General features: G+C 72.5%; 19 protein-coding genes and 5 tRNA genes. 9 read left to right on the forward strand and 15 right to left on the reverse strand.

Annotated features, from left to right (window positions below):
* Positions 1-2: 2 nt before the first annotated feature.
* Positions 3-1,424, reverse strand: coding sequence for a 3-isopropylmalate dehydratase large subunit (leuC, locus tag AB0K51_RS05615; RefSeq protein WP_363450849.1), 1,422 nt, complete (start codon positions 1,422-1,424; stop codon positions 3-5).
* A gap of 233 nt (positions 1,425-1,657) precedes the next feature.
* On the opposite strand from leuC, the gene AB0K51_RS05620 reads away from it, so the two are divergent.
* Positions 1,658-2,371 carry an IclR family transcriptional regulator gene (locus AB0K51_RS05620; protein WP_033215067.1) on the forward strand — a complete coding sequence of 238 codons (714 nt, stop codon included), beginning with the start codon at positions 1,658-1,660 and terminating at the stop codon, positions 2,369-2,371.
* 130 nt (positions 2,372-2,501) lie between these two features.
* On the opposite strand, the gene AB0K51_RS05625 is transcribed toward AB0K51_RS05620, so the two are convergent.
* The 8 genes from AB0K51_RS05625 to AB0K51_RS05660 all read right to left on the reverse strand — a co-directional run bounded on the left by AB0K51_RS05625 (position 2,502) and on the right by AB0K51_RS05660 (position 5,778).
* Positions 2,502-2,576: transfer RNA gene (locus tag AB0K51_RS05625), tRNA-Gln, on the reverse strand.
* A 4-nt stretch (positions 2,577-2,580) separates the two neighbouring features.
* Positions 2,581-2,653, reverse strand: a tRNA-Glu gene (locus AB0K51_RS05630).
* 15 nt (positions 2,654-2,668) lie between these two features.
* Positions 2,669-2,741 (reverse strand) — tRNA-Glu (locus AB0K51_RS05635).
* Between the two features lie 36 nt (positions 2,742-2,777).
* Positions 2,778-2,850: transfer RNA gene (locus tag AB0K51_RS05640), tRNA-Glu, on the reverse strand.
* Positions 2,851-2,871: 21 nt separating this feature from the next.
* Positions 2,872-2,943, reverse strand: a tRNA-Gln gene (locus tag AB0K51_RS05645).
* Between the two features lie 178 nt (positions 2,944-3,121).
* Positions 3,122-4,621: a glutamate--tRNA ligase gene (gene gltX / locus AB0K51_RS05650; protein ID WP_363450851.1), complete on the reverse strand. Its 1,500-nt coding sequence runs from the start codon at positions 4,619-4,621 to the stop codon at positions 3,122-3,124.
* Positions 4,614-5,417 carry a fumarylacetoacetate hydrolase family protein gene (locus tag AB0K51_RS05655; protein WP_363450853.1) on the reverse strand — a complete coding sequence of 268 codons (804 nt, stop codon included), beginning with the start codon at positions 5,415-5,417 and terminating at the stop codon, positions 4,614-4,616. Before AB0K51_RS05655 ends, gltX begins: the two co-directional genes overlap by 8 nt.
* A gap of 139 nt (positions 5,418-5,556) precedes the next feature.
* Entirely contained in the window at positions 5,557-5,778 is a 222-nt protein-coding gene (locus AB0K51_RS05660; RefSeq protein ID WP_363450855.1) for a hypothetical protein, read from the reverse strand.
* A gap of 551 nt (positions 5,779-6,329) precedes the next feature.
* Between AB0K51_RS05660 and AB0K51_RS05665 the strand changes: the two genes are divergently transcribed.
* From AB0K51_RS05665 to AB0K51_RS05700, 8 genes are all read left to right on the forward strand, one after another.
* Positions 6,330-10,016, forward strand: a complete 3,687-nt coding sequence (locus AB0K51_RS05665; protein WP_363450857.1) for a nitrate- and nitrite sensing domain-containing protein — start codon at positions 6,330-6,332, stop codon at positions 10,014-10,016.
* A gap of 13 nt (positions 10,017-10,029) precedes the next feature.
* A complete protein-coding gene (locus tag AB0K51_RS05670) occupies positions 10,030-10,443 on the forward strand; it encodes a roadblock/LC7 domain-containing protein (RefSeq protein ID WP_363451037.1) in 414 nt (137 codons plus the stop codon).
* A 169-nt stretch (positions 10,444-10,612) separates the two neighbouring features.
* Positions 10,613-11,056 carry a DUF742 domain-containing protein gene (locus AB0K51_RS05675; protein ID WP_363450859.1) on the forward strand — a complete coding sequence of 148 codons (444 nt, stop codon included), beginning with the start codon at positions 10,613-10,615 and terminating at the stop codon, positions 11,054-11,056.
* Positions 11,037-11,621: an ATP/GTP-binding protein gene (locus tag AB0K51_RS05680; RefSeq protein WP_363450861.1), complete on the forward strand. Its 585-nt coding sequence runs from the start codon at positions 11,037-11,039 to the stop codon at positions 11,619-11,621. The genes AB0K51_RS05675 and AB0K51_RS05680 overlap by 20 nt, the downstream gene beginning before the upstream one ends.
* A 309-nt stretch (positions 11,622-11,930) precedes the next feature.
* Positions 11,931-15,353, forward strand: a complete 3,423-nt coding sequence (locus tag AB0K51_RS05685) for a nitrate- and nitrite sensing domain-containing protein (protein ID WP_363450863.1) — start codon at positions 11,931-11,933, stop codon at positions 15,351-15,353.
* 10 nt (positions 15,354-15,363) lie between these two features.
* Positions 15,364-15,777 carry a roadblock/LC7 domain-containing protein gene (locus AB0K51_RS05690; RefSeq protein ID WP_363451039.1) on the forward strand — a complete coding sequence of 138 codons (414 nt, stop codon included), beginning with the start codon at positions 15,364-15,366 and terminating at the stop codon, positions 15,775-15,777.
* Between the two features lie 165 nt (positions 15,778-15,942).
* Entirely contained in the window at positions 15,943-16,578 is a 636-nt protein-coding gene (locus tag AB0K51_RS05695; protein ID WP_363450865.1) for a DUF742 domain-containing protein, read from the forward strand.
* On the forward strand, positions 16,559-17,143 hold the full coding sequence (locus tag AB0K51_RS05700) for an ATP/GTP-binding protein (RefSeq protein ID WP_363450867.1): 585 nt from the start codon (positions 16,559-16,561) through the stop codon (positions 17,141-17,143). Before AB0K51_RS05695 ends, AB0K51_RS05700 begins: the two co-directional genes overlap by 20 nt.
* 79 nt (positions 17,144-17,222) lie before the next feature.
* Here the strand turns inward: AB0K51_RS05700 and cimA are convergent, their stop codons facing one another.
* The 6 genes from cimA to AB0K51_RS05730 form a co-directional block, all read right to left on the reverse strand.
* Positions 17,223-18,824, reverse strand: a complete 1,602-nt coding sequence (gene cimA, locus AB0K51_RS05705) for a citramalate synthase (protein ID WP_363450869.1) — start codon at positions 18,822-18,824, stop codon at positions 17,223-17,225.
* Positions 18,825-19,156: 332 nt separating this feature from the next.
* Positions 19,157-19,357, reverse strand: a complete 201-nt coding sequence (locus AB0K51_RS05710; protein ID WP_363450871.1) for a hypothetical protein — start codon at positions 19,355-19,357, stop codon at positions 19,157-19,159.
* Positions 19,358-19,449: 92 nt separating this feature from the next.
* The gene (locus AB0K51_RS05715) at positions 19,450-20,562 is read right to left on the reverse strand and encodes a branched-chain amino acid aminotransferase (RefSeq protein ID WP_363450873.1); all 1,113 of its coding nucleotides are present in this window, start codon (positions 20,560-20,562) and stop codon (positions 19,450-19,452) included.
* 167 nt (positions 20,563-20,729) lie between these two features.
* Positions 20,730-21,767, reverse strand: coding sequence for a 3-isopropylmalate dehydrogenase (locus AB0K51_RS05720; protein ID WP_363450875.1), 1,038 nt, complete (start codon positions 21,765-21,767; stop codon positions 20,730-20,732).
* Positions 21,768-21,830: 63 nt separating this feature from the next.
* On the reverse strand, positions 21,831-22,412 hold the full coding sequence (locus AB0K51_RS05725) for a Uma2 family endonuclease (RefSeq protein ID WP_363450877.1): 582 nt from the start codon (positions 22,410-22,412) through the stop codon (positions 21,831-21,833).
* Positions 22,413-22,440: 28 nt separating this feature from the next.
* Entirely contained in the window at positions 22,441-25,581 is a 3,141-nt protein-coding gene (locus AB0K51_RS05730; protein WP_363450879.1) for a S8 family serine peptidase, read from the reverse strand.
* Between the last annotated feature and the right edge of the window lie 27 nt (positions 25,582-25,608).

Below are 25,608 nucleotides of genomic sequence, written 5' to 3' on the forward strand. Positions count from 1 at the left end.
GCTCAGGCCTCCACGGCAACGTTGTTCGACAGGTCCGCCGGCGCGGCCAGCCGGCCCAGCAGCGCGGTGGCGGCGGCGACCTGCGGGGACACCAGGTGGGTGCGGCCGCCCTTGCCCTGGCGGCCCTCGAAGTTGCGGTTCGAGGTGGACGCGCAGCGCTCGCCCGGGGCCAGCTGGTCGGGGTTCATGCCCAGGCACATCGAGCAGCCTGCGTGCCGCCATTCGGCGCCCGCGGCGGTGAACACCTTGTCCAGGCCCTCCTCGACGGCCTGCAGGGCGACCCGGACCGAGCCGGGCACCACCAGCATCCGCACGCCGTCGGCGATCTGACGGCCCTCCACGATGGCGGCGGCGGCCCGCAGGTCCTCGATCCGGCCGTTGGTGCAGGAGCCGACGAAGACCGCGTCGACCTTCACCTCGCGCAGCGGGGTGCCGGCCTCCAGGCCCATGTACTTCAGCGCGTTCTCGGCGGCGATCCGCTCCTGCGGGTCCGAGAAGTCCTCCGGGTTCGGCACGTTGGCGCCCAGCGGCGCGCCCTGGCCGGGGTTGGTGCCCCAGGTGACGAACGGGGTCAGCTCGGCGGCGTCGATGAACACCTCGGCGTCGAAGACCGCGTCCTCGTCGGTGGCCAGGGTCTCCCAGTACGCGACCGCGGCGTCCCAGTCCTCGCCCTGCGGGGCGTGCGGGCGGCCCTGCAGGTAGTCGAAGGTGGTCCGGTCCGGGGCGATCATGCCGGCCCGGGCGCCCGCCTCGATGGACATGTTGCAGATGGTCATCCGGGCCTCCATGGAGAGGCCGCGGATCGCCGAGCCGCGGTACTCCAGGACGTAGCCCTGGCCGCCGCCGGTGCCGATCCGGGTGATGATCGCCAGGATCAGGTCCTTGGCGGTGACGCCCTCGGGCAGCTCGCCCTCGACGGTGATCGCCATGGTCTTGAACGGGGCCAGCGGCAGCGTCTGGGTGGCCAGCACGTGCTCGACCTGGCTGGTGCCGATGCCGAACGCCAGCGCGCCGAACGCGCCGTGGGTCGAGGTGTGCGAGTCGCCGCAGACCACGGTCATGCCGGGCTGGGTCAGGCCCAGCTGCGGGCCGACCACGTGCACCACGCCCTGCTCGACGTCGCCCAGCGAGTGGATGCGCACGCCGAACTCCGCGGCGTTCCGGCGCAGCGTCTCCAGCTGGACCCGGGAGACCGGGTCGGCGATCGGCTTGTCGATGTCCAGGGTCGGGGTGTTGTGGTCCTCGGTGGCGATCGTCAGGTCGGTGCGGCGGACCTGGCGGCCGGCCAGCCGGAGGCCGTCGAACGCCTGCGGGCTGGTCACCTCGTGCAGCAGGTGCAGATCGATGTAGAGCAGGTCGGGCTCGCCCTCGGCGCGCCGGACGACGTGGTCGTCCCAGACCTTCTCTGCGAGTGTCCGTCCCATCGGATTCCCTCCAGCCGGCCGCTCTGCCGGCCTTCTCGTGGATGTCGAGGTCTTGTCCCGTGCCGCCCTGTGAGGCTCGCTTGGAGTCGCGACCTGCACGCCGGACCGTCCAGAATGTGGACACCGTGGTACGGGTCCGTGCTGGGTGTCTCCCGGGCTGCTGACTCCAAGAGTGGCGCTTTTCTCGCGAGATTGAACTTGCGTCTCGCCACTTGAGACTGCAGTATCGAGACATGGACAACACTAGCGGCGTCGGCGTTCTCGACAAGGCCGCTCTGGTGCTCAGCGCACTGGAGTCGGGCCCCGCCACGTTGGCGGGGCTGGTCGCCGCCACCGGTTTGGCACGGCCCACGGCCCACCGACTCGCCGTCGCACTCGAACACCACCGCCTGGTCACCCGGGACATGCAGGGCCGCTTCATCCTCGGCCCCCGGCTCGCCGAACTCTCCGCCGCCGCCGGCGAGGACCGCCTGCTGGCCGCCGCCGGCCCGGTGCTCACGCACCTGCGCGACGTCACCGGCGAGAGCGCCCAGCTCTACCGCCGGCAGGGCGAGATGCGGATCTGCGTGGCCGCCGCCGAGCGCCTGTCCGGCCTGCGCGACACCGTCCCGGTCGGCTCGACGCTGCCGATGAAGGCCGGCTCCGCCGCCCAGGTCCTGCTCGCCTGGGAGGAGCCCGAGCGCCTCCACCGCGGCCTGCAGGGCGCCCGGTTCACCGCCACCGCGCTCAGCGGCGTCCGCCGCCGCGGCTGGGCCCAGTCCATCGGCGAGCGCGAGCCCGGTGTGGCCTCCGTCTCCGCCCCCGTCCGCGGCCCCTCCAACCGCGTGGTCGCCGCGGTCTCGGTCTCCGGCCCGATCGAGCGCCTCACCCGCCACCCCGGCCGGATGCACGCCCAGGCCATCATCGAGGCCGCGAACCGCCTCACCGAGGCCCTCCGCCGCAGCTGACGCCGCCGCGCCCCACGACGTGTGCCCCCCGACCCGGAGGTCGGGGGGCACACGTTCACGGCCGAAGAAATGCCGAATTCGGGCATGCAAAAAAGCCCCGGTTTCCCGGAGCTTCATTGGCTGAGCATTTTGGCTGGGGTACCAGGACTCGAACCTAGACTAAATGAACCAGAATCACTCGTGCTGCCAATTACACCATACCCCAAAAGTACCCCCGACCGGATTCGAACCGGCGCTACCGCCTTGAGAGGGCGGCGTGCTAGGCCGCTACACAACGGGGGCCCTAGCTTGAATGAGTACCCCCGACCGGATTCGAACCGGCGCTACCGCCTTGAGAGGGCGGCGTGCTAGGCCGCTACACAACGGGGGCGAGTCTCATTCATCTGTGCAATTGTCAAGAATTGCGTACCCCCGACCGGATTCGAACCGGCGCTACCGCCTTGAGAGGGCGGCGTGCTAGGCCGCTACACAACGGGGGCTTGCTGCACTGAGGTGCTGCGCTGGGGTACCAGGACTCGAACCTAGACTAACTGAACCAGAATCAGTCGTGCTGCCAATTACACCATACCCCACCAGAGTTCAACCCCTCTGCGGGGTCTTCCTCGGTGTCTTGCGCCCCCCTGCCCGGGCGGCGCAGAAAGAACATTACCCGACGCCCCGCCCGGCTCCAAAATCGATAACCGCAGGCTGCGCGCCGGACACCTGCGGGCCAGGTCAGCGACCCCGGCCCGCAGGCGGTCCGACTCCGGTTCAGGAGGCCGGCAGCAGCTCCAGAGCGGCCGTCAGCCGGCGCAGCGTCTCCGCGCGGCCGAGCAGCTCCATCGACTCGAAGAGCGGCGGCGAGACCCGGCGGCCGGTGACCGCGACCCGCAGCGGGGTGAAGGCGAACTTGGGCTTGATGCCCAGGCCCTCCACCAGGGCCTCGCGCAGCGCGGCCTGGATCGGGTCGGGGGTGAAGTCGGCCAGCTCGGTGAGCGCCTTGACCGAGGCCTCCAGCACCGGGCGGGCGTCGGCGGTGAGCACCTTGGCGGCGTCCTCCTCGTCGACCGCGAAGGCCTCGGGGGCGACGAACAGGAAGCCGGCCATGGTGACGATCTCGGAGAGGACGACCATCCGCTCCTGGGTGAGCGGGGCGACCTGGGCGAGCAGCTCGAGCTGCTCGGCGGTCGGCTCGGCGGGGAGCAGGTCGGCGGCCTGGAGGTAGGGCACCAGGCGCTTGACGAACTCCTCGGGGGCGAGGCGGCGGACGTGCTCGGCGTTGATGTGCTCGGCCTTCTTCAGGTCGAAGCGGGCCGGGTTGCCGTTGACGTCGTCGATGTCGAAGGCGGCGACCATCTCGTCGATGTCGAAGATGTCGCGGTCCTCGGCGAGCGACCAGCCCAGCAGGGCCAGGTAGTTGAGCAGGCCCTCGGGGAGGAAGCCGCGCTCGCGGTAGAGGTTGAGCGAGGCCTGCGGGTCGCGCTTGGAGAGCTTCTTGTTGCCCTCGCCCATCACGTACGGCAGGTGGCCGAAGCGCGGGGTGGTGCCGTTGCCGACGCCGATCTCGGCGAGGGCGGCGTAGAGCGCGATCTGACGGGGCGTCGAGGAGAGCAGGTCCTCGCCGCGCAGGACGTGGGTGATCTCCATCAGGGCGTCGTCGACCGGGTTGACCAGGGTGTACAGCGGGGCGCCGTTGGCCCGGACGATGCCGTAGTCGGGGACGTCCTTCGGGTCGAAGGAGATCGGGCCGCGGACCAGGTCCTCGAAGGCGAGGGCGGTGTCGGGCATCCGGAAGCGGAGGATCGGCTGGCGGCCCTCCTGCTCGTAGACCGCGACCTGGTCCTCCGTCAGCTCGCGGCAGTGGCCGTCGTAGCCGGAGGGCTTGCCGGCCGCGCGGGCCGCCTCGCGGCGGGCGTCGAGCTCCTCGGTGGTGCAGTAGCAGGGGTAGGCGTGGCCGGCCGCGCGCAGGCGCTCGGCGACGTCCGCGTAGACGTCCATCCGCTGCGACTGGCGGTAGGGGGCGTGCGGGCCGCCGATCTCGGGGCCCTCGTCCCAGTCGAAGCCCAGCCAGCGCATCGAGTCCAGCAGCTGCTGGTAGGACTCCTCGGAGTCGCGGGCGGCGTCGGTGTCCTCGATCCGGAACACCAGGGTGCCGCCGTTGTGCCGGGCGTAGGCCCAGTTGAACAGGGCGGTGCGGACCAGGCCGACGTGCGGGTTGCCGGTCGGGGAGGGACAGAAGCGGACCCGGACGCCGGGGTTCTTCTCAGCCACGCTTGATCACCTTGTTGGAGAGGGTGCCGATGCCTTCGACGGAGACGGCGACCTCGTCGCCGATGTTCAGGGGGCCGACACCCGCGGGGGTGCCGGTGAGGATGACGTCGCCCGGGAGCAGGGTCATCGCCTCGGAGACGTGGACGATCAGCTCGGCGACCGAGCGGACCATCTGGGAGGTGCGGCCGGCCTGGCGGAGTTCGCCGTTGACCGTGCAGGTGATGGCCAGGTCGGCGGGGTCGAGTTCGGTCTCGATCCACGGGCCGAGCGGGCAGGAGGTGTCGAAGCCCTTGGCGCGGGCCCACTGGCCCTCGCGCTGCTGCACGTCGCGGGCGGTGACGTCGTTGGCACAGGTGTAGCCGAAGATCACTTCGGGGACCCGCTCCAGCGGCACCTCGCGGCACATCCGGCCGATCACCACGGCGAGTTCGGCCTCGTACTGCACGTCCGAGGAGAACGGCGGGTAGGCGACGGCCTCGGTGGGGCCGATGACGGCGGTGGAGGGCTTGAAGAAGGTCAGCGGCACGGCCGGGACCTCGTTGCCCAGCTCGGCGGCGTGCGCGGCGTAGTTGCGGCCGACCGCGACGACCTTGCTGGGGAGCATCGGCGCCAGCAGGCGGACCTGGTCCAGCGCGTAGCTCTCGCCGGTCGGCTGCGGGATCGCGCCGAACGGGTGCCCGGCGAGCGCGTGCACCGTCAGTGACTCGGGTTGCGCGGCGTCGCCCTCGATGATTCCGAAGGAGACCGAGCCCGCCGCGGGGCTCCCTTCGCGGACGGAGAACCTGGCGATACGCACAGCCTGGCAACCTCTCGGTTCGTCGACCGTCCGGACGCTCCCGGACGGTTGCCGAGCCCGCAGGACCGGGCCCGGCTCGTGGTCACCAGGTTATCGGCACACCGCTCCCCGACCCGGCGGCGGGCGGGTGGACGGGGTGTCAGTCCCGCGGCAGGCGGGGGGCCGGAGCGACCATCAGCTGGGTGCGGCGCGGGTTGGCGGTCACGGCGGGCAGCTGGGGGGCGTACTCGCGCGGCGCGGAGGGCGCGAAACCGGGCAGCTCGGCGAAGTCCGCGACCGAGGCCAGCGTGGTGCGGCGCGGGTTGGCCGTCGAGCCGGCGCGCAGCGTGGAGTCGTCGGCCTGCGTGGTGGTCTCGGACATCAGGGTCAACACCTTGGTTTCGGTCGGCTGGACTTTTGGGAGCGCCGCCGGGCGGGCAGGCTCCGGTCGACCCTGCCAGGTTAGGGAGCCCATTCCACAGTGGCCGTGACCAAAGCTACACATCGCGCTGTGAGTTTGCTCACAATTGCGCCCGCAAATGCCATGGACTCGGCGATTCCGGACCTTTGGTGAAATCCGTCATTACGGATATCTCAGACATTCTCCGCACAAGCTGATCTACCTCCGCATTGACATGGCTCCGCCGAGTGTCCGAAAAAGACCGTATTCCGGGGTGTTCGAGACACGCACGGTGAGTTGCCGCGCGCAGAGGGTGGCCCAGGACACCGTGTCGTAACGGCCCTTGTTGGACTTCCGCCGCTGTGCTGGAATGCCACGGAAAAACTCGACACCGCCCTATCTCCGCCCGGCGGGGAAGGGCGCCCGGTCCAGAGGTTGCGACGCCAGTGCAGGGACGTTTCAAGAGGGGCAGCGGCGCCGCGGGTGACCCGGAGTCGCGGGAGCCCAAGGCTGGCCCCCACCAGGCAGCACCGATGACGACGGGCCCCGGCGAGCGGCCCTTCGGCAGCAGCTCCGAGCCGCCCGCCGACAGACGAGACACGGAGGCCGCGGACGGTTCTGCCGCGCCCGCCGACGAGAGCGGCAGAAAGGGCGACAAGCCCAGCCGCCGCTCCCGGCTGCGCGGCACGCTCAACCGCCGCCGCGCCACCGGCCTGAGCCGCTTCGCCATGCGCAACTGGCGCATCCGCACCCGCCTGATCGCGCTGCTCTTCCTCCCCGTGATCGTGGCGCTGGCGCTCGGCGGCCTGCGCGTGCAGTCCTCGATGGAGAACTCCCGCCAGCTGTCGCAGATGAGCGACCTGGCCGAGCTCGCGCGCAACGCCACCTCGCTGGCCGACGCGCTGCAGTACGAGCGCGACGTCTCGGCCGGTCCGCTGACCGCCGGCGGCAGCCACGACGACCCGGACATCGCCGACGCGTACAAGCAGACGAACGCGCTGTCCCGGAAGTTCGCCACCAGCGCCGACAAGTTCGACGACCTGGACCAGGCCGGTTCCAAGACCCTGCTGCTGCAGGTCCGCAAGGACCTCAACCAGCTCACCGACGCGCGCAACAGCGCGTACAACAAGGCCGACAACATCCAGGCCACGATCACCAGCTACGACGTGATCATCAAGGACCTGATCGGCATCACCCAGGACATCGCGATCACCTCGAACTCCACCGAGCTGATCAAGATCACCCGGGCCCTGCACCAGTTCTCGCTGGCCAAGGAATCGACCTCGATGCAGCGCGCGCTGATCGCCGCCGCGCTCGCCCACCCGGTCGAGGCCAACCTGTCCAGCTCCGACGAGACCTTCGGCATCCGGCTGCAGAGCGCCGAGGACAACGCGCTCGCCAACTTCACCGCCATCTACGGCGAGGCCGAGGCCCGCGCGCTGCGCGCGCAGATGAGCTACAACCAGGTCATCGCCGACGCCGACCGGTTCACCAAGGCCGTCCTCAACCCGAACGGCATCAAGCAGGCCGAGGACATCTCCTACAAGAACTGGTACGACAAGGCCAGCGCCAAGATCAACGCCGAGCAGAAGATCCAGTCCACGCTGCTGGACGTGCTCGACGGCAAGGCGCAGAAGCTGCAGTCCGACGCCGACACCCAGTCGGTCATCAACGCCTCGCTGGTCGCCCTGGTGCTCGTCGTCGCCATCGCCGGCGCGGCCTTGGTGGCCCGCTCGATGGTGCGCTCGCTGACCCGCCTGCAGACCGCGGCCGAGGACGTCGCCGAGCGCCGCCTGCCCGAGCTGGTCAAGACCCTGTCGGAGAGCGACCCGCACGACGTCGACGTCACCGTCGAGCCCGTCGGCGTCGACTCCGCGGACGAGATCGGCCACGTGGCGCACGCCTTCGACATGGTGCACCGCGAGGCGGTCCGACTGGCCGCCGAGCAGGCGCTGCTGCGAGGCAACATCAACGCGATGTTCACCAACCTCTCGCGCCGCAGCCAGGGCCTGATCCAGCGTCAGCTGTCGCTGATCTCCGAGCTGGAGAGCCGCGAGGCCGACCCGGACCAGCTGGCCTCGCTGTTCAAGCTCGACCACCTCGCGACCCGCATGCGCCGCAACGGTGAGAACCTCCTCGTCCTCGCGGGCGAGGACCCGGGCCGCCGCTGGACCCGCCCGGTCCCGCTGGTCGACGTGCTCCGCGCCGCCGCCTCCGAGGTGGAGCAGTACGAGCGCATCGAACTGGCCTCGGTGCCCTCCGCCGAGGTCGCCGGCCGCGTCGTCAACGACCTCGTCCACCTGCTCGCCGAGCTGCTGGAGAACGCCACCTCGTTCTCCTCCCCGCAGACCCGCGTCCGGGTCACCGGCCACGCCCTGCCGGACGGCCGGGTGCTGATCGAGATCCACGACACCGGTATCGGCCTCTCCCCGGACGACCTCGCCGACATCAACGAGCGCCTGGCCAACCCGCCGGTGGTGGACGTCTCGGTCTCCCGCCGCATGGGTCTGTTCGTGGTCGGCCGCCTGTCCCTGCGACACGGCATCCGGATCCAGCTCCGCCCGTCCGACTCCGGCGGCACCACCGCGCTGGTCATGCTCCCGGTGGACGTCACCAACTCCGCCGACCGCCGCGGCGGCCGCCCGGGCGGCAACGCCCAGAGCGGCAAGGCGCCGCGCGGCATGGCGCCGACGCCGCGTCAGCAGGGTCGCCCCGCGGGCGACCTGCCCGGCGCCCGCACCGCGCTCGGCCAGGGCGGCCCCGGCGGCGCTCCGGCCGGCCGGCCGCAGCTCGGCCAGGGCCCGGACGGCGGCGGCCGGAACCTGTTCGCCCCGGCCGGCCAGGGCGGCCCGTCCGCTCCGGCCGCCCCGCAGGGCGACGGCGGCTTCGGCCCCGGCGGCGCGTTCGGCAAGGGCGCAGGCCAGGGTCTGCCGACCCGTTCGGTCGGCAAGTCGCTGCGCGAGAACCCCGCCCCCGGCCTGCCGGGCGCGGGCGCTCCGACCGGTGCCCCCGCCGGCGGCGGTGCCCCGACCGGCGGCGGCCTGCCGCCGCGGCGGGTCCCGGGCGCCTCCGGCGCCCCCGGCCTGCAGGGCGGCCCCGGCGGCGGACAGCCGCCGCGCCGCACCCCGCAGGGCCCGCCGCAGGGCGCCCCACAGGGCCAGCGCCGTCCGGCCGGCCCGGAGCGGCAGCGCCCGGCCGGTCCGGGTGCCGGTGAGCCGACCCAGCACGGCTGGGCCGAGCAGCCGCCCGCCCAGCGCCGTCCGCTGCCGCAGCAGCCGACCGAGTCGGCGGCGGAGTCCACCGGTTCGTTCGCCCGCCCGCGCTTCGAGGCGTCCGACATCGACCCGCGCGACCCGCTGGGCCTCGGCCTGGTGGAGCCGGTGCTGCCGGACCCGGCGGGCCAGGGCGCTCCGATGCCCGCCCCGCAGGCCGCTCCGCAGCAGCAGTTCGTCGAGCGTCCGCAGCCGATGGCGCTGCCGACCGCGACGGAGTCCGCCGCGGCGCCGCAGGCCGGCCCGGCCGGCCGGGAGCAGGTCCGTTACCAGCCGCAGCGTCCCGGCACCACCGCTCCCGGCCTCGGGCAGCCCCGGCAGGCCGCGCCGCAGGCGCAGCAGGCCCAGCAGCGCCCGGCCCCCCGGCAGCAGGCCGCTCCGCAGCAGCAGCAGTTCGGCGAGCGCCCGCAGCCGCAGCAGCAGTTCGGCGAGCGCCCGCAGCAGGGCCAGCAGGCTCCGCGGCCGCAGCAGGCTCCGCAGGGCCAGCCCGGCCAGCAGCCGCGCCAGCCGCAGCAGCGCCCGGCGCAGCCGTTCGGCAACCGGCCGGAGGAGGCCGACGCGCCGTGGCGGCCGTCCGCCAACGACGAGCGCTGGCGGCGGGCCGAGCAGATGCGCGAGCCCAGCACCAGCGGGCTGACCACCTCGGGGCTGCCGCGCCGCACGCCGCAGGCCAACCTGGTCTCCGGCAGCGCCGAGGCCTCCCCGCTGACGGGTCCGCAGGTCTCGCGCAGCCCGGAGGAGGTGCGCGGCCGGCTGACCAACCTGCGCCGCGGCATCCAGCAGGGCCGCCAGGCTGGCGGTACGCAGGGCGGCTCCGGCCGGCCCGCGCCGCAGCAGCCGGGCTTCGACGGTTTCGGCGGGACGGCCGGTGGCTACCGGGGAGCCCAGGGCGGCCGTTTCGACGCCGATGGCAACAACGGCTTCGGCCCCGAGCACCAGGAGCGTTGAGTTGAGTCAGATGATGAGCCAGGCCGCACAGAACCTGAACTGGCTGATCACCAATTTCGTGGACAACACCCCCGGGGTGTCCCACACAGTGGTGGTCTCGGCCGACGGTCTGCTGCTGTGCATGTCGGAGGGCTTCCCCCGGGACCGCGCCGACCAGCTCGCCGCGGTCGCCTCCGGGCTGACCTCGCTGACCTCCGGCGCCAGCCGCATCTTCGAGGGCGGCGAGGTCAACCAGACGGTGGTGGAGATGGAGCGCGGCTTCCTCTTCCTGATGGCCATCAGCGACGGCTCCGCCCTCGCCGTGCTGGCCGCGCCGGACTCCGACATCGGCCTCGTCGGCTACGAGATGGCCCTGCTCGTCGACCGCGCGGGGGCCGTCCTGACCCCCGCCCTGCGGGCCGAACTCCAGGGCAGCCTGCTGAACTGACGGTCCGTCCCCACCCACGTCTCCCGAACGTCCCTCACCGTGCCGGACCCTCCCGACCCGGGTCCGGCACCCCACCCCAAGTCGTCGCCGCACCGCGGCTGACACCCAGTCAGCCGGCAACGCTCCGGCAGAGCACCCGCTGCGGACGGCTGCAGCACAAGGAGGACGCATGACCCCGCCCCCGACACCCGCCGGCTACGGCAACGGGTACGGAAACGGCTACGGCGGACAGCAGGCCGGCGGGTACGGCGGCCAGCAGTCGGGCGGCTACGAGCAGCAGCCGCTGGTCCGTCCGTACGCGATGACCGGCGGACGCACCCGGCCGCGCTACCAGCTGGCCATCGAGGCGCTGATCTCGTCCACCGGCACCGCGAACTCCAACGGCCTGCTCCCCGAGCACGCCCGGATCGTCTCGCTGTGCCGCGAGGTCAAGTCCGTCGCCGAGATCTCCGCGCTGGCGGGAGTCCCGCTCGGGGTCGCCCGCATCCTCGTCGCAGACCTGGCCGAGGCCGGTCTGGTCGCCATCCACCAGCCCGCCGCCGCGGGCGAGTCGGGCGGTACGCCTGACGTCACGCTGCTCGAAAGGGTCCTCAGTGGACTTCGCAAGCTCTAACGCGGCCACCCCCAGCCGCGCGACCACCTCCGCCAAGATCGTCGTCGCGGGCGGCTTCGGCGTGGGCAAGACGACGCTCGTCGGCGCGGTCTCCGAAATCAACCCGCTGCGCACCGAAGCCGTCATGACCAGCGCCAGCGCCGGCATCGACGACCTCAGCCACGTCTCCGGCAAGACGACCACCACCGTCGCCATGGACTTCGGCCGCATCACCCTCGACGAAGACCTCATCCTCTACCTCTTCGGCACCCCCGGCCAGGACCGCTTCTGGTTCATGTGGGACGACCTCGTCCGCGGCGCCATCGGCGCCGTCGTCCTCGTCGACACCCGCCGCCTCGCCGACTGCTTCCCCGCCCTCGACTACTTCGAGAACAGCGGCCTCCCCTTCGTCGTCGCCCTCAACGGCTTCGACGGACACCAGGCCCACAGCCCGGAAGAGGTCCGCGAGGCGCTCCAGCTCAACCCCGACATCCCGATCGTCACCCTCGACGCCCGGCGCCGGGACAGTGCCAAGAGCGCCCTCATCACCCTCGTCGAGCACGCCCTCCTCGCCCGACTCCGGTGACGTCCGGGGGACGCTTCCGCAGATGGTTCGCGTCCCCCGGTAACAGTTCGGTAGGCATTTGACGGGTCTGACTGACACTGCGTAGTGGCCCAAATCCGGTGCGCGGCAATGACCTTGAAGTTTGCGGGGGATCGCCCCCGAATGTCCGATTTCCACCCCTGGCGCACGGGGTGGAGGAGCCGTTTGTCCGCTCCTCCGGCTCGTGTTGAAATTCCTGCTACCCCGTAGGACCCACGCGGGTCGCGGCCCGTCGGGGGGTAGCCGCCGCTTTGATCCATGGCCGCCAGTCGGTCGAGAGGTTGTTGTCGAGTGAGGCGTAAGCAGCCAGTCACCCCGCAGCGGCGCTCCGAGCCCCGCCAGCAGGAGCCGGGGACTCAGCCCACCGGCCAGTTCTCGGCGTTCAGCTCGGCCGAGGAACGCGGCGCAGGCCGCCCCGCCGCCGGCGAGGCCGAGCGCCCCGGTGCCGCGAAGGACGCCCCGGGAGCCGCCAGGCAGCGCCCCGCCACGGGATCCCGGTACGACTTCCTGTCGCCGCTGAACTGGCGGGTGCCGACCCGTCTGGTGGCGATCCTGGTCATCCCGGTCGTCATCGCCCTGGTCTTCGGCGGTCTGCGCGTCAACACCTCGCTGGACGACTACAACAAGGCCGACCGCGCGGTGAAGATCGCCAACGTGGCGAGCGCCGCGACCAACCTCGCCGACGCCCTGGAGTCCGAGCGCGACCAGACCCTGGTGCCGCTGCTCACCGGGCAGGGCGACAAGGGCGAGGTCGCCAAGCTGCGCGCCAACACCGACCAGGCGCTGGCCACCTACCGCAGCGAGTTCGCCAAGATCAAGGACGACCCGACGATGGCCCGCCGCAACGCGGCCTTCGAGCAGCTCGCCGTCTACCTGCCGCACCTGCGCGACAACGCCTACAAGCCGGAGCTGTTCGCCACCGCGACCGCCAGCGCGTACTCGCTGATGTTCGCGCCGCTGCTGGCGATGGACAACTCGGTCGGTTTCGGCTCCTCCAACGTCACCTCCAAGGGCCGCGCCATCTACGCGATGTCGCTGGCCAAGGCGTCCGCCTCGACCCAGCGCGCGCTGATGCTCAACCTGCTGGTCGGCCTCGGCGTCGGCGGCGTCGACCCGCACGAGGGCGAGGACCTGATCTCCGGCCTGGTGGTCGCCAACAAGCTGGAGTCGACCGCGATCGGCGAGTTCAACACCGCCTCCGCCGAGGACGAGGTCAAGACCTACGCGGACGCGCTGGTCGCCCAGGCCACCGCCGACCAGCGGCTGCCGCTGCGCATGCCGGACGGCCACAGCCTGCCCACCATGGGCGGTCTGCTCAGCGTCGGCCTGGCCTACTCCAGCCAGCTCTCCATCGCCGCCCGCGGCGGCGACGGCGCGGCCGCGATCATCGACGCGGCCGGCAAGGACGGCCTGACCCGCCCGCTGTGGGAGCAGGCCACCAAGAGCCACATGAACGCGCTGCGCAGCGCGGAGAGCACCCTGCTCGACCAGGTCGTCGCCGACGCGCAGAACATCAAGGACCGCGCGTTCACCGACTGGGTGCTCAACTCGCTGATCGTGATCGCCTCGCTGGTGCTGGCCGGTCTGCTCACCGGCTTCATCGCCCGCTCGATGATCCTCGGCATGCGGACCCTGAACACCGCCGCGCTGGACATCGCCAACCACCGCCTGCCCGAGCTGGTCGACAAGCTCTCCAAGACCGACCCGGAGCGGGTGGACACCTCGGTGACACCGATCCCGCTGTGGGGCCGGGACGAGATCGGCGAGGTCGCCCGCGCCTTCGACCAGGTCCACCAGCAGGCCGTCTCGCTCGCCGCCGAGCAGGCGTTGCTGCGGGGCAACGTCAACGCGATCTTCACCAACCTGTCGCGCCGCAGCCAGGGCCTGATCCAGCGTCAGCTGGCGCTGATCACCGACCTGGAGAACAACGAGGCCGACCCGGACCAGCTGGAGAACCTCTTCAAGCTGGACCACCTCGCCACCCGCATGCGCCGCAACGGTGAGAACCTCCTGGTCCTCGCCGGCGAGGAGCCGGGCCGCCGCTGGAACACCCCGGTGCCGCTGGTCGACGTGCTGCGCGCGGCCGCCTCCGAGGTGGAGCACTACGAGCGCATCGAGCTCGCCGGCATCCCGGAGGCCGACGTGGTCGGCCCCGCCGTGACCGACCTCGTCCACCTGCTCGCCGAGCTGCTGGAGAACGCCACCTCGTTCTCTTCGCCGCAGACCCGGGTGCTGGTCAACGCCACCCGCCTGCCGGACGGCCGGGTGCTGGTGGAGATCCACGACAAGGGCATCGGCCTGACCGCCGAGGACTTCGCCGAGATCAACGAGAAGCTGGCCGAGCCGCCCACCGTCGACGCCACCATCTCCCGCCGCATGGGCCTGTTCGTGGTCGGCCGGCTGTCCCAGCGGCACGACATCCGCGTCCAGCTCCGCCCGTCCGGCGAGTCGGCCGGCACCACCTCGCTCGTCATGCTCCCGCAGCTGCTCACCCAGCTCGGCCGGATGCCGGAGCCGGAGGAGGAGTTCACGGTCTCCCGGATCTTCGCGGAGCAGGAGCCGACCGGTGAGTGGCCCGCCTTCGACGCGCCGCAGCGCAGCGCCGCCGAGCTCGGCTTCGACGACCACCTGACCGGCCAGGCCGGCGGCGGCTTCTCGCCCGCCCTGGAGTCCATGCAGCGCTCCCAGCGCCTGGAGGAGCAGCGCCGCCTCGCCGCCCTGGAGGCGGGCCCGTCGGCCGCCGTCGAGGAGCCGGTGGAGGCGGAGATCCTGGAGTCCCCGTACGGCGAGGAGCGGTACGAGGCCGAGCAGTACCCGGCGGAGCCCTACGCCGCCGACTACGGCCAGGACTACCGCCGTCCGGAGTACGACGCCTACGGCCGCCCGTTCGAGCCGCAGCAGGGCTACCAGGACGACTCCTACGGCTACCAGCAGGACCCGTACGGCCGCGACCAGTACGCGCCCGCCGGTCAGCAGCACTACCAGGACGACCCGTTCGCGCCCGCTCCCTACGGCCAGGCGCCGTACGCGGAGCAGGGGTACCAGGAGGCGGAGTACGCCGACGGGTACCAGCAGCAGGACTACGGCTACGAGGAGCCCGCCGGGCACCCGTACCCGACCGAGGAGACCCCGGCGCTGCCGCCGGCCCGCTCGGCCTCCGGGGCGACCGCCGCGGGGCTCCCGCAGCGCCGTCCGGGCCAGCAGCTGGCGGGCTCCCCCCCGGTGTTCGGCCAGTCGACCGGCGAGAGCCCGAACTGGTTCACCGGCGCGAAGGACACCTCGGCGCCCGCCGAGTCGCGCGGCCACGACGTGTCGGCGCTCGGCGGCTACGGCCCGACCGGTCCGACCGCGGCGGGCCGCCCGGAGTGGGAGTCGCCGAACGACGGGGACTGGCAGCGCGCCGAGAAGCTGCGCGAGCCGTCCTCGGCCGGCACCACCGCCTCCGGCCTGCCCCGCCGGGTGCCGAAGCAGAACCTGGTGCCGGGCAACGCCAAGCCCACCCAGCAGGACGGCCCGGCGGTCTCCCGCGACCCGAACGAGGTGCGCGGCCGGCTGACCAACCTGCGCCGCGGCGTCGAGCAGGGCCGCCAGGCCGGCGGCGACACCCAGGCCACCGGCAGCTTCCGGATCGACCCCGACCAGGGGGCGTACGGAGATGGACCGCACAACAGCAGCACCGATCTCTTCGGCGGCTCGAACCAGCAGGAGCGTTGAGTTGACCCAGATGAGCCAGGCCGCACAGAACCTGAACTGGCTGATCACCAATTTCGTGGACAACACCCCCGGGGTGTCCCACACCGTGGTGGTCTCCGCGGACGGTCTGCTGCTGTGCATGTCGGAGGGCTTCCCCCGGGACCGCGCCGACCAGCTCGCCGCCGTCGCGTCCGGACTGACCTCGTTGACCTCCGGCGCCAGCCGGATCTTCGAGGGCGGCGAAGTGACCCAGACCGTAGTGGAGATGGAGCGCGGCTTCCTCTTCCTGATGGCCATCAGCGACGGCTCCGCCCTCGCCGTGCTGGCCTCCCCCGACTCCGACATCGGCCTCGTCGGCTACGAGATGGCACTGCTCGTGGACCGCGCCGGAGCAGTGCTGACGCCCGCTCTGCGGGCCGAACTCCAGGGCAGTCTCCTGCACTGACGGTTCGTCGGATACCGTCCTGGTATTCGAAAGACCTCATTGCCCGTCCCGAGGTCGCTTCGGCGGCCTCGGGATCGGGCGTTGTACGGCCCCGCACCACCGGCCACGGCGCTCCCCGGCGACGCGGCCCGCACCGCACCGCCGCACCCCTTGAGGAGATGAACCGTGACACCGCCCGACCACAGTGGCCAGTTCGGCGTCCCGTACCCGGGCACCGGCCACGACGCATTCGGGGCTCCCGGCGTCGGCCACGGTCAGCAGTACGAGCCGCAGTACCCGAGTGGCCAGTCGTACGTGCCGCAGCAGCCCGACCCGCGCTTCTACCCGCAGCAGGGCGACTACGGCCGGTCGTACCCCGGCCAGGAGGCGTACCCCGATCAGACCGGGCTGCCGCACCGCTACGAGGACCCGAACGACCAGCCCGGGCACGTCGAGGAGTACGACGACTACGAGGACGCCGAGCCGCTGATCCGGCCGTTCGCGATGACCGGCGGGCGCACCCGGCCCCGGTACGAACTGGCGCTGGAGGCCCTGGTCTCCGCCTCGGTCGACCCGGCCCGGCTCGCCACGCTGCTGCCCGAGCACCAGCGGATCTGCGGCCTGTGCACCTCGGACGTGAAGTCCGTCGCCGAGATCTCCGCCCTGCTCGGACTGCCGCTCGGGGTCGCCCGCATCCTCGTGGCGGACCTGGCCGAGGCCGGCCTGGTCGCCATCCACCAGCCCGCAGCCGGCGGCGAATCCGGCAACCAGCCCGACGTCACGCTGCTCGAAAGGGTCCTCAGTGGACTTCGCAAGCTCTAACGCGGCCACCCCCAGCCGCGCGACCACCTCCGCCAAGATCGTCGTCGCGGGCGGCTTCGGCGTGGGCAAGACGACGCTCGTCGGCGCGGTCTCCGAAATCAACCCGCTGCGCACCGAAGCCGTCATGACCAGCGCCAGCGCCGGCATCGACGACCTCAGCCACGTCTCCGGCAAGACGACCACCACCGTCGCCATGGACTTCGGCCGCATCACCCTCGACGAAGACCTCATCCTCTACCTCTTCGGCACCCCCGGCCAGGACCGCTTCTGGTTCATGTGGGACGACCTCGTCCGCGGCGCCATCGGCGCCGTCGTCCTCGTCGACACCCGCCGCCTCGCCGACTGCTTCCCCGCCCTCGACTACTTCGAGAACAGCGGCCTCCCCTTCGTCGTCGCCCTCAACGGCTTCGACGGACACCAGGCCCACACCCCCGAGGAAGTCCGCGAAGCGCTCCAGCTCAACCCCGACATCCCGATCATCACCCTCGACGCCCGCCGTCGGGACAGCGCCAAGAGCGCCCTCATCACCCTCGTCGAGCACGCCCTCCTCGCCCGACTCCGGTGACGCGGCGTCAGAAGGGGGCGTGCGGACCGCTCCGCACGCCCCCTTCACGCTTCTGGCTTCCAGCGCTTCCCGACCGGCCCTAGGGCTGCTGGTCGGCCCGCAGCAGGCCGTAGGTGTACGCGTCCTCCAGCGCCACCCAGGACGCCGCGATGACGTTGTCCGCCACGCCGACCGTCGACCAGCTCGCGGTGCCGTCGCTGGACTCGATCAGCACCCGGGTCTTCGACCCGGTGCCGTGCTGGCCCTCCAGGATGCGCACCTTGTAGTCCACCAGCTCCATCTTGGCCAGCGGCGGGTAGATCGGCTCCAGCGCCGTCCGCAGCGCCCTGTCCAGCGCGTCCACCGGGCCGTTGCCCTCGCCGGTGGCGACCTTGCGCTCGCCCTTCGCCCGCAGCTTCACGGTGGCTTCGTTGACCGGCCGGCCGTCCGGGCCCTGCTCGCTGATGGTCCGCCAGGACTCCAGCGTGAAGAACCGCCGCCGCTCGCCGTTCACCTCGTCCAGCAGCAGCAGCTCGAACGAGGCGTCCGCCGCCTCGTACGTGTAGCCCTGCATCTCCTGCTCCTTGACCCGCGCCACCACCCGGCCGGCCAGGTCCCGGTCGCTGGACAGGTCGTAGCCCAGCTCCTTGCCCTTGAGCTCGATCGAGGCCCGGCCCGCCATGTCGGACACCAGCATCCGCATGGTGTTGCCGACCTGCTCCGGGTCGATGTGCTGGTACAGGTCCGGGTCCACCTTGATCGCCGAGGCGTGCAGGCCCGCCTTGTGCGCGAACGCCGAGAAGCCGACGTACGGCTGGTGGGTCGACGGGGTCAGGTTCACCACCTCGGCGATGGCGTGCGAGATCCGGGTCATCTCGGGCAGGCTGCCGGCCGGCAGCACCCGGCGGTCGTACTTCAGCTCCAGCGCGCCCACCACCGGGAACAGGTTGGCGTTGCCGACCCGCTCGCCGTAACCGTTCGCGGTGCACTGCACGTGCGTCGCCCCGGCGTCCACCGCGGCCAGCGTGTTGGCCACCGCGCAGCCGGTGTCGTCCTGCGCGTGGATGCCCAGCCGGGCCCCGGTCGCCGCCAGCACCTCGGCGACGATCTCCCGCACCCCGGCCGGCAGCATCCCGCCGTTGGTGTCGCACAGCACCACCACGTCGGCGCCGGCCTCGTGCGCGGCCCGCACCACCGCCAGCGCGTACTCCGGGTTCGCCTTGTACCCGTCGAAGAAGTGCTCGCAGTCGATGAACACCCGGCGGTCCTGGGCGCGCAGGAACGCCACGCTGTCCCGGACCATCTCCAGGTTCTCCTCCAGCGTGGTGCGCAGCGCCAGTTCCACGTGCCGGTCGTGCGACTTCGCCACCAGCGTCACCACCGGCGCGCCGGAGGCCACCAGCGCCGCCAGCTGCGGGTCCTCCGCCGCCTTCCCGCCGGCCCGCCGGGTCGCCCCGAACGCCACCAGCTGCGCGTGCTTCAGGTCGAGCTCGGCGGCGGCCCGGGCGAAGAACTCGGTGTCTCGGGGGTTGGCGCCCGGCCAGCCGCCCTCGATGAAGCCGACGCCGAACTCGTCCAGGTGTCGGGCGATGGCCAGCTTGTCGGCCACCGTGAGGTTGATCCCCTCGCGCTGTGCGCCGTCGCGGAGCGTGGTGTCGAAGACATGGAAGCCGTCCTGCGGGCGGCTGTTGGCCTCGGTCATGGCCCTGGGTTCTCCATTCGGTGGAGTTACTGCTGAGTGCCGGGTTCGGAATCCGGCTCCACTGTCCAGCATCCCGCGCGCTGCCCCGGTATCCCCGGCCCCCTCGTGAGAGCCCGGTCCGGTCCTGGGGCAAAACAAAAGACCCCTCGCGGGTGCGAGAGGTCTGCGCGCGGGTCTGGACGCTCGTGGTCGCTCCGCGGTCAGGGTGGTACTACGGAACGGTCACTGCGGACCGGCGCGCCTGCTGCTAATAATCAGCGAAAGCGAGGACACGCTCGGAGTCTTGCACATGTCCACGACCGCGGCGCGCGTGTCTCGCCATCCGAAACGTGTCAGGTCAGCCGCTCGGTCGCCAGGTCGAACCCGAACGGCTTGGGCAGCGGCAGCGGGTCCCCGACCGGCACGGCGTTGCTGGCCGCGTAGTCGCCGCCCGCCGGGTGGCTGTACAGCACCACGGCGTTCCGCTGCCGGTCCACCAGCAGGTACAGCGGGGAGTCCGTTCCGGCCATCGCGTCGTGCGTCGCGGCGGTCATGGTCCCTCCCTCCATTCCGTGAAGCTCGACGAGTGGGTGGTTCCGAGGCTATCGAGCCCGGGCGTCCGGCAGGGGACGCCCGGGCCGCGGGGTCAGACGATCTTGTGGAGCCAGCCGTGGGTGTCGGGCGCCTGGCCGCCCTGGATGGCGAGCAGCGCCTTGCGGAGCTCCATGGTGATCGGGCCCGGCTCGCCGGCGCCGACGGTCCAGTCGGCGGTGCGGGACTTGACCGCGCCGACCGGGGTGATGACGGCGGCGGTGCCGCAGGCGAAGACCTCGGTGAGGGTGCCGTCGGCGTTGGCCTGCTTCCACTCGTCGGTGGAGATCTTCCGCTGCTCGACGCGGTGGCCGAGGTCGGCGGCGAGGCCGAGCAGCGAGTCGCGGGTGATGCCGGGCAGCAGGGCGCCGGAGAGCTCGGGGGTGACGACGGTGGCGTCCTCGCCCTCGCCGAAGACGAAGTAGAGGTTCATGCCCCCCATCTCCTCGACCCACTTGTGTTCGGCGGCGTCCAGCCACACCACCTGGTCGCAGCCCTTGGCCGCGGCCTCGGCCTGGGCGACCAGCGAGGCGGCGTAGTTGCCGGCGCACTTCGCGGCGCCGGTACCGCCCGGCGCGGCCCGGACGTAGTCCTCGGAGAGCCAGACCGAGACCGGCTTCACGCCGCCGGGGAAGTACGCACCGGCCGGCGAGGCGATGATCATGAACAGGTAGGAGTTGGCGGGGCGAACGCCCAGACCGACCTCGGTGGCGAACATGAACGGCCGCAGGTAGAGGCTCTGCTCGGGCTGGCTGGGCACCCACGCCTGATCCTGCTGGACCAGCAGCTCGACCGCCTCGACGAAGGTCTCCACCGGCAGCTCGGGCATCGCGAGGCGGCGGGCGGACGACTGGAAGCGGGCCGCGTTGGCCTCCGGACGGAAGGTCGCGATGGACCCGTCGGCCTGGCGGTACGCCTTGAGGCCCTCGAAGATCGACTGGCCGTAGTGCAGCGTCATGTTGGCCGGGTCGATCTCGAGCGGCGCGTACGGGGTCAACTGCGCGTCGTGCCAACCCAGGCCCTCGGTCCACCGGATGGTCACCATGTGGTCGGTGAAGACGCGCCCGAAACCGGGGTTGGCCAGTCGGGCCTCGCGCTCCGCGTCGGACAGCGGGTGCGCGGAGGGCTTGAGGTCGAACGTGATGGGCGCCTGGGTGGGCGTGCTCATGGCTGTCTGTCCTTCACCGTGGGGTTGGGCTGGGCCTTTCCGCCAGGCGAACAACGCATGACGGCACGGCCCACTGTCGATACTCGCATCAAGAGGGCCGTGCCGAACAGCCGGGAGGCTGTGTGCGCTATGAACCGGCCCACCGGCCGGAATTGTGAACCGGCCGGTCAGCCGGATACTCGGGCGGCGAGCGCGTCGCCGACCTCCGAGGTGGACCGGGTGCCGGAGCGCTCGATCAGGTCCGCGGCGACCGCGGCCTCGACCGTGGCGGCCTCGGCGGTGAATCCGAGGTGCTCCAGCAGCATGGCGACCGACAGCACGGTGGCGGTCGGGTCGGCCTTGCCCTGGCCCGCGATGTCCGGCGCGGAGCCGTGCACCGGCTCGAACATCGACGGGAAGTCGCCGCTCGGGTTGATGTTGCCGGACGCGGCCAGGCCGATGCCGCCGGTGACGGCCGCGGCGAGGTCGGTGAGGATGTCGCCGAACAGGTTGTCGGTGACGATCACGTCGAAGCGCGCGGGGTTGGTGACGAAGAAGATCGTCGCCGCGTCCACGTGCAGGTAGTCGGTGGTGACCTCGGGGAACTCCTGGCCGACCCGCTCGAAGATCCGGGTCCACAGGTGGCCGGCGTGCACCAGCACGTTGTTCTTGTGCACCAGCGTCAGCTTCTTGCGCGGACGCGCCTGGGCCCGGCGGTAGGCGTCCCGGACGACCCGCTCGATGCCGAACGCGGTGTTCAGGCTGACCTCGGTGGCGACCTCCTGCGGGGTGCCGGTGCGCAGCGTGCCGCCGTTGCCGACGTACGGGCCCTCGGTGCCCTCGCGGACCACCACGAAGTCGATCTCCGGGTCGCCCGCCAGCGGCGACCGCACACCCGGGAAGAGCTTGCCGGGGCGGAGGTTGATGTGGTGGTCGAAGGCGAACCGCAGCTTCAGCAGCAGCCCGCGCTCCAGCACACCGGACGGCACGCTCGGGTCGCCGATGGCGCCGAGCAGGATCGCGTCCTGGCCCTTGAGCTCCTCCAGCACCGCGTCGGGAAGGGTCTCCCCGGTGCGGTGGTACAGCCGGGCACCGAGGTCGTACTCGGTGGTCTCCAACTTGACGTCGGCGGGCAGCGCGGCACTGAGCACCTTGAGGCCCTCGGCGACGACCTCCTGGCCGATGCCGTCACCCGGGATCACAGCGAGACGAATGGTGCGAGACATAAATCGGACACTACTCCCCGTCCCAGGCGATGAGCACGCACCGTCCATCATCCGGACGGTGTGTCAGCTCAGCTCCAGCTCGACCGGGAACGGCACGTCGAGTTTCAGGAGACCGTGGTGGATACCCGCGACGCCGTAGGCCTTCGTCGCCGGATCCAGTTCGTAGACGTAGACGACGGGTCGGCCGTTGTCGCTCTCCACCCGCCAGAAGTGGCGGATACCGGCGGCCGCGTACTTCCGGGGCTTGGTGTCCCGATCCCGTTCCTCGGACTCCTCCGAGACCACCTCGACCACCAGCAGCACGTCCTCCGGCGCGCAGGACGTCTGCCTCGGGCCGGTGACCGCGTGCTGGTTCACCACCATCAGGTCGGGCTCGGGGCGGTTTCGCGAGTTGAGCTTGACGGTCATCTCCCGCCACACCTCCCACCCGGCCGGCGTGGCGTCCTCAAGGGCTCGCTCGAGTGCGCGGATGGTCCGCATGTGGAATCGGGTCTGCGGACTCACGAAAACCAGGCTCCCGTTGATCAGCTCCGTGTGCGGCGGGAGGTCCGGCAGTCGGTCGAGGTCGTCGGCCCGGTAGCCGCCGACCGGCGGGCGGAGCCAGTCCGGGTACGGGTCCGGGTCGACGCTCATCAGTGCTCCCATGGTGGGGATTCTGGCCTGTGCTGCCAGGCTACCGGCCCGGTTCTCCGGTGGAGTCACCCTTCGGGGTGAGGAGTTGGACGCGGTGGCCGGTGGGGTTGAGGTGGTGCAGGACCAGGGCGTCGGGGAGGGGGGTGTGGAGGTGGTCGCCGGGGTGGGTGGGGTGGAGGACGGGGGTCGGGCGGGTGGGGTCGAAGGGGAAGGGGCCGAGGGTGGCGAGGGCGTCGGCGGGGTCGTCGGACTGGGCGGTCCAGAGGCTGTAGCGCGGCGCCGTGAGCGGCGGGAGCGCGGCGAGCCGGACGGGCAGCAGGACGGTGTCCGAGTCGAGCAGGGCGGTGTCGGTGTCGCCCCAGCGCCCGTTGAGCGGCTGGACGTCGAGTTCGGCGCCGGTGCGGGCGTCGAGGGTGCGGGCGACCAGGACGTCGCTGCCCTTGAGGCGGTCGGCGAGGACGGTGGCGTCGGGGGTGCCGTCGCCGTCGAGGTCGAGGGAGGCGCGGACGCCGAAGGCTCCGGCGGGGGTGGCGGCGGGGCTCCACAGCACGGCGCCGAGGTAGAGCATGCCGTGGTCGTCGACGGCGGCGCCGGCGTAGCGGAGGTTGGCGGCGCGGTCGCCCGGGTCGGTGACGCACAGGTCGCGGCCGGGGCAGTCCGGCCAGCGTTCGCCGGCGCCGCCGGGCTGCAGGACGGTGAGCAGGCCGGGGCGGGTGCCGCCGGAGACGGCGAACTCGGCGGCGGTGCCGAGGGCGGTGAGCGCGCTGGCGGGGCGCGGCGCGGCGAACAGCGGGACGCGCAGCGCGGGGACGGCGGGGTCGGCGGGGGTGAGGGTGAGCTGTCCGGAGAGTTCGCCGCGGTAGCTGCGGGCCCGGCCGGCCTGCAGCAGGTCGAGGGTGGGGTCGGGGGCGCGGCCGAGGTCGGCGCCGAGCCGGAGGGTGACGGTGACCGTGGCGGCGCCGTGGGCCGGCACCTCGATCCGGCCGGGCGAGAGCGCGAAGGAGGCGCCGGGGACGGTGGTGGCGCCCCGGTAGCCGACCGCGTAGCCGAGTTGACGGTCGCCCAGGTTGCGGACCGTCACCTCGCGGGTGGCGGTGAGCGGTCCGGTGGCCTCGACCGGGCCGAAGGAGACGCCGACGGCTCCGTCGGTCTCGGTGCCGTAGGCGAGCACGGGGGTGCGGACGGCCAGGTCGGCCCGGACCCGGCCGGCGCCGGTGCGTTCGGGGCCGTACGCGGGGCCGGTGCGGTCGGGGCCGGCGTACGTGTCGGTGGCGGTGTTCATCAGCGCGGCCTTGACCTCGGCGGAGCTCCACTCGGGGTGGGCGGCGCGGACCAGCGCGGCGACGCCGGCCAGGTGCGGGGTGGCCATCGAGGTGCCGTCCTCGCGCATGCCGCCGGTGCCGCTGCCGACCTTGGCGGACCAGATGGTCTCGCCGGGCGCGGCCAGGTCGGGCTTGACCACGCCGGGGACGCCGAGGCCGCGGGAGGTGAAGGCGGCGAGGGTGTCGGTGCGCTGCGGCTGGTCCTGGGCGACCGCGCCGTGCAGCGGGTTGCCGGGGGCGGCGAGCCGGACCCGGACCGGGCCGGTGCCGAGCGGGGCGAGCAGCCGCTGCGCGTCGGAGTGGGCGATCAGCGCGGCGGGGACGCGGTCGTCGCCGGCGATCTCGGCGAGGTAGTCGCCGTCGGCGGCGAAGACCGCGCCGATCGCTCCGGCGTCGGCGGCGTGGTCGGCGCGGGGCCCGGAGCCGCAGGCCCGGTCGGCGTCCTTGGTCCGCCAGCCGAGCACCGCGATCTTCCCGCGCAGGCGGTCGGCGTCGGCGGGTGAGAACGCCGTGCAGCCGTCGGACTGCTCGGCGGGGACGGCGAGTTCGCCCTCGGCGTCGGTGCTCGCCCAGCCGGTGTAGCGGCTGCTCCAGTGCGCCGGGACCGGTCCGGCCAGGCTGGCGGGGGCGGTGACGGTGATGCCGTCGGCGTCGCCGTGCGCGTCGACCGAGGCAGCGGCGGTGAGCACCCGGGCGGCGGTGCCGGGGCTGCCGCCGATGCCGAAGGCGTCGCCTTCGTTGCCGGCCGCGGCGACCACCACGGTGCCGAGTTCGGCGAGCCGGTCGGCGGCCAGCGCGTCGGCGTCGCCGGGGCGGCCGAACGCGCTGCCGAGGGAGAGGTTGACCACGTCGAGCCGGTCGGCGAGGTCGCCGTCGCCGTTCGGGTCGGCGGCCAGGTCGAGGGCGGCGGAGAGCTGGTCGGTGGAGCCGTCGCACCCGAACACCCGGATCGCGTACAGCTGGGCGCCGGGCGCGGCGCCGGGGCCGACCTTGAACGCGGCCGGGTCCAGGGCGGGCCGGTACGGCCCGCCGTAGGGGTGGCCGTCGGCGGTGACGCCGAGGCCGGCGGCGGTGCCGGCGACGTGCGTGCCGTGGCCGCCGCGGATGCAGTCGATCGGGTTGTCGTCCGGGTGCGGCGTGGGCTGGAAGGTGCGGGAGGACGGGTCGGGGTCGTAGTCGTCGCCGACCAGGTCCCGGCCGCCGACCACCTTGGCGTTCGGGAACAGCCCGGCGGGGGCGGGCTTGGCGCCGTCGACCGCGCGGAACGCCTCCTCGGTGCCGGGGCCGCCGAAGTCCGCGTGGGTGTAGTCGATGCCGGAGTCGACGATGCCGATCCGCACGCCCGCGCCGGTGTCGCCGTCCGGACCGGACCAGACCGCGGGCGCGCCGGTGAGCGGCACGGAGTGGCCGTTGGCGCGGTACTTGAGCGCCACGGGGTGGACCGCGCGCACCCCGGGCAGGGTGCCGAGCCGGGGCAGTTCGGCGGCCGGCAGCCGCAGGGCCAGGCCGCTGACCAGGGTGCGGGTGCGGTACAGCGGCTGGACGCCGGGCAGCGACTCCCCCACGGCGGCCGCCAGCCGGTCCAACGACCGGTCGGTGGCGGCGCGTTGGGCGCGGCCGGCGTCCGCGGCGATCCGGCGCACCTCGACGGAGCCGCGCCGCTCGCGCTTGGCCTGGTCCTGGGCGCGGCGCCAGGCCCCGGCGACGGGTTCGGCGTTCAGCTCGACCAGCACGGTCACCTGCGGCCCGCCCGGCACCGCCGGTCGGGCGGACGCCGGGGCGACCGGGACGAGCAGGGCGAGGGCGACGGCGAGGACGCCGAGCGGGGCGCGGAGGACGCCGGGAGGGGTGGTGCGCACGCCCCCAAGCTAGAGAGCGGTCACCGG

The organism is Kitasatospora sp. NPDC049285 (genome assembly GCF_040678815.1).
Classification (GTDB): Bacteria; Actinomycetota; Actinomycetes; order Streptomycetales; family Streptomycetaceae; genus Kitasatospora.